The following is a 3,909-nucleotide window of genomic DNA, read 5'->3' as shown; positions in this document are numbered from 1 at the left end:
TTTGCGATTGGCAGTTATTCAGAGCACGAGTAGTGCCGCCAGTATCATGCCCTTATAGGGCTTAATCAAGCCACCAGCTAAGCTGGTGGTACATGACTAAATTTTCAGTTGGGCATTTTAAATGGTAAGTACTGGTTAGTTAAGAAAAATAGAGTATGCTCCATAAGCATACTCTATTTTTCTTTTCATTTTAATTCTATTTAAAAGTGTTGAAGGATGCGTCCGATGGCATTCTCCAATCGCCACGAGGACTTAGAGATATACTACCAACTTTAGGTCCATCAGGTAATGCACTTCTTTTAAATTGTTGAGTAAAGAATCTATAAATAAACTTATCTAACCATTTTTTTATTTCTTCTTCACTATAATCATCTTTAAAGGCTTCTTTTGCTAAGAATAATATTCTTTCTTTTGAGGAGCCATTTTTTATAAAGTGATATAGATAAAAGTCATGGAGTTCATATGGACCAACTATATCTTCAGTTTTTTGAACAATTTCTCCTTTGTCGCTCTTTGGTAATAGTTCAGGACTTACAGGAGTATCTAAAATATCTAGTAGAGTTTCTGATACTTCATTAGTAGATTCTTTTTCAGCAACATATCTAACTAAATATCTAACTAGTGTCTTAGGAATTGATGGATTTACAGAGTACATACTCATATGATCTCCGTTGTAAGTACACCACCCAAGGGCTAGTTCTGAAAGATCCCCAGTACCAATTAATAATCCACCTTCTTTATTAGCTAAATCCATTAATATTTGAGTTCTTTCTCTTGCTTGAACATTTTCATAAGTCACATCATGGATATTTTTATCATGACCTATATCTTCAAAATGTTGAAGTGCAGCTTTAACAATATTAATTTCTCTTAAATCACAGCCAAGTTCTTTGCATAAAGTTAATGCATTATTATAAGTCCTATCTGTAGTTCCGAAACCAGGCATAGTTATAGTAACAATATTTTTATTATCTATACCTAATAATTTGAATGTTTTAACTACTACAAGTAATGCTAAAGTAGAGTCAAGTCCACCAGATATGCCTATTACAGCTTTCTTTAAATTAGTATGTTCAAGTCTTTTTGCTAAGGCAGAAGCTTGAATATTAAAGATTTCTTTACATCTTTCTTCTCTAAGCTTAGTATTTGAAGGAACAAAAGGATGTTTATCAATGTATCTATCAAAGACAATTATTTTATTTTCCTTGTATTCAAAATTTATAATATTGGCTTCAAAGGGTACTATTCTTGAAGCATCCCTAAAGCTGATATTCTTAAGTCTTTCGCTGTTAAGTTTAAATACATCTATATCAGAATATATTATTTCATTTTCTCTTTGGAACCTATTATTTTCCTTAAGCATACTTCCATTTTCAGCAATCAGTAAGTGTCCACTAAATAATAAATCAGTAGTAGATTCATGGACTCCTGCAGAAGAATAAATATATGCAGACATAGATCTAGCACTTTGATTAGAAATTAGAGCTTCTCTGTAGTCTTTTTTACTTACTAGTTCATTTGAAGCAGATAAATTTCCTATAATATTTGCTCCAAGTAATGAAAGATAAGAACTTGGGGGAATAGTAACCCAAAGGTCCTCACAAACTTCGAAACCAAAACAATATGTACCAGATTTAAATATTAAATTAGTTCCAAAAGGTACTTCTTTTTGAAATTCAAAATCTACCTTTTCATCAATTAATCCAAGGCCTTCACTAAACCAACGTTTTTCATAAAATTCACTATAGTTTGGAATATAGGATTTTGGAACTATTCCCAGTAGTTTTCCATTAAATATAATATAGGCACAATTATATAATACGTTTTTGTAATTTAATGGAGCTCCTACAGCAATTAACATATCTAAATCAGAACTTTCTTCAACTATTTTTTTTATAGCTAAATTTGCCCCATTTAAAAGATTATATTGCATAAATAAATCACCACAGCTATAAGATGTAATACATAGCTCTGGAAAAATTATTGCTTTTGCATAATTTTTGTCAGCTTCGTCTAAACATTTTAATATATTATCTAAGTTATATTCTATATCTGCTACACGAGTTACAGGACATGCTGCAGCTACCTTTATAAAATTCATAAAATCTCTCCAATCTAAAAAATTAGTTAATATTATTTTAACTCTTTTTATATAATAAATTCAAAGATATATACTATTTAAATAATAAGAGGAAAACAATAGAAAATCAATGAAAAGAGAAGAAAAGAATGGAAAATACTAATAAAATTAAAAAGAATACAGATAAAAGGTATATGATAACCTATAAAAGGGTAAAAAAGATATTGTAAAAGGTTAAAATGTATAGTATAATAAAATCATCACTTAGGAAATACAATAATTATGAAATAGTGATATAATAAAATAAAAAGGAGGGGAAATAATGGGTGCAGTAATATTTTGGATAATAGTAGCAGCTGGAGTAATAACTATAGATATCATAACTAGTAATTTTTTATTTGTTTGGTTTGCAGTTGGGGCTCTTGCTGCTATGATAGGTGAGTTACTTGGAGTATCCTTTGGTATTCAAGTAGTGATTTTCCTAGTTATAAACTTAATAACTGTTTCTTTAGGGTATCCTTGGGCTAAGAAAAAGTTTAAGAAAGCTGTTGAGAGAACTCCATTAATGGAGGAGACTTATATAGGAAGAGTTATGGAAGCGGAAGAAGACATTAAAGATAAAGCAAAAGCAAAAGTAGATGGAATTTACTGGACTGTTTTAAACCATGGAGATGAAATTAAAAAAGGGGAGTATTTCAAAATTATTGGCATAGACGGAATAAAATTAACCATAAAAAAAGAGGGGGAATAATAAATGGATAAAATTGTAGGATTAGTAATAACTTCAGTAGTAATTTTATTTGTATTAATTACTATTTTATCATCAATTAAAATTGTTAATACAGGATATTTATATGTAGTAGAAAGGTTTGGACAATATCATAAGACATTAGAGCCAGGATGGCACTTTATGATTCCATTTGTAGATTTTGTTAGAAAGAGAGTTTCAACAAAGCAACAAATTTTAGATGTACCACCACAATCAGTAATTACTAAGGATAATGTTAAGATATCAGTTGATAATGTTATCTTCTATAAGTTACTTAATGCAAAAGATGCTGTTTATAATATAGAAGACTTTAGATCAGGTATTGTTTATTCAGCAACTACTAATATGAGAAATATTTTAGGTAATATGTCATTAGACGAAATATTGTCTGGTAGAGATAAGATTAACCAAGACTTATTAAGTATAATAGATGAAGTTACAGATGCATATGGTATTAAAATTCTTTCAGTAGAAATTAAGAATATAATACCGCCAACTGAAATTCAAGAAGCAATGGAAAAGCAAATGAAAGCAGAAAGAAATAAAAGAGCTATGATTCTTGAAGCTGAAGGTCAAAGACAATCACAAATAGAAAAGGCTGAAGGTGAAAAGAGATCTAAGATACTTGCAGCAGAAGCCGAAAAAGAAGCTAACATAAGAAGAGCTGAAGGATTAAAAGAATCTCAATTACTTGAAGCAGAAGGTAAGGCTAAGGCTATAGAAGAAATATCTATAGCAGAAGCAGAAGCTATTAGAAAAGTAAACCAAGCAATTATTGAATCAGGTACTAATGAAACTGTTATAGCATTAAAGCAAGTTGAAGCCCTTAAAGAAATGGCTAATAACCCTGCTAATAAGCTTATATTACCAAATGAAACACTATCTTCTCTTGGAAGCATAGCAGCAATAGGCGAAATGCTAAAGGGAGATAAATAAACTTAAGATATAAAACTTATAGAATAGACTGTGGCAGTAGGAGTTTAATTCCTTACTATGTCACAGTCTTTCTTTAGTTTAGATTAAAATAGGAATTTATTAATATTTATTATTAATGGAATAT

At 29.7% G+C, this 3,909-nt stretch carries 3 protein-coding genes; 2 read left to right on the top strand and 1 reads right to left on the bottom strand.

Going from position 1 to position 3,909, the window contains the following annotated elements:
- Positions 1-196: 196 nt before the first annotated feature.
- Positions 197-2,101 carry an NAD(+) synthase gene (locus E6248_RS14220; RefSeq protein WP_316341440.1) on the bottom strand — a complete coding sequence of 635 codons (1,905 nt, stop codon included), beginning with the start codon at positions 2,099-2,101 and terminating at the stop codon, positions 197-199.
- 301 nt (positions 2,102-2,402) lie between these two features.
- On the opposite strand from E6248_RS14220, the gene E6248_RS14215 reads away from it, so the two are divergent.
- Together E6248_RS14215 and E6248_RS14210 are read left to right on the top strand one after the other, a co-directional pair.
- Complete coding sequence (locus tag E6248_RS14215; protein ID WP_316341439.1) at positions 2,403-2,831, top strand: NfeD family protein; 429 nt, start codon at positions 2,403-2,405, stop codon at positions 2,829-2,831.
- Between the two features lie 3 nt (positions 2,832-2,834).
- Positions 2,835-3,785: an SPFH domain-containing protein gene (locus E6248_RS14210; protein WP_316341438.1), complete on the top strand. Its 951-nt coding sequence runs from the start codon at positions 2,835-2,837 to the stop codon at positions 3,783-3,785.
- Positions 3,786-3,909 lie beyond the last annotated feature (124 nt).

The sequence above is a fragment of the Clostridium sp. genome (genome assembly GCF_032552055.1).
Taxonomy (GTDB): Bacteria; Bacillota; Clostridia; order Clostridiales; family Clostridiaceae; genus Clostridium.
This window is presented reverse-complemented; position numbering and strand designations above follow the sequence as displayed.

Coding starts and splice junctions, on each gene's coding strand:
- E6248_RS14220 (WP_316341440.1), bottom strand. CDS start 2,101: ATGAATTTTATAAAGGTAGCTGCAGCATGTCCTGTAACTCGTGTAGCA.
- E6248_RS14215 (WP_316341439.1), top strand. CDS start 2,403: ATGGGTGCAGTAATATTTTGGATAATAGTAGCAGCTGGAGTAATAACT.
- E6248_RS14210 (WP_316341438.1), top strand. CDS start 2,835: ATGGATAAAATTGTAGGATTAGTAATAACTTCAGTAGTAATTTTATTT.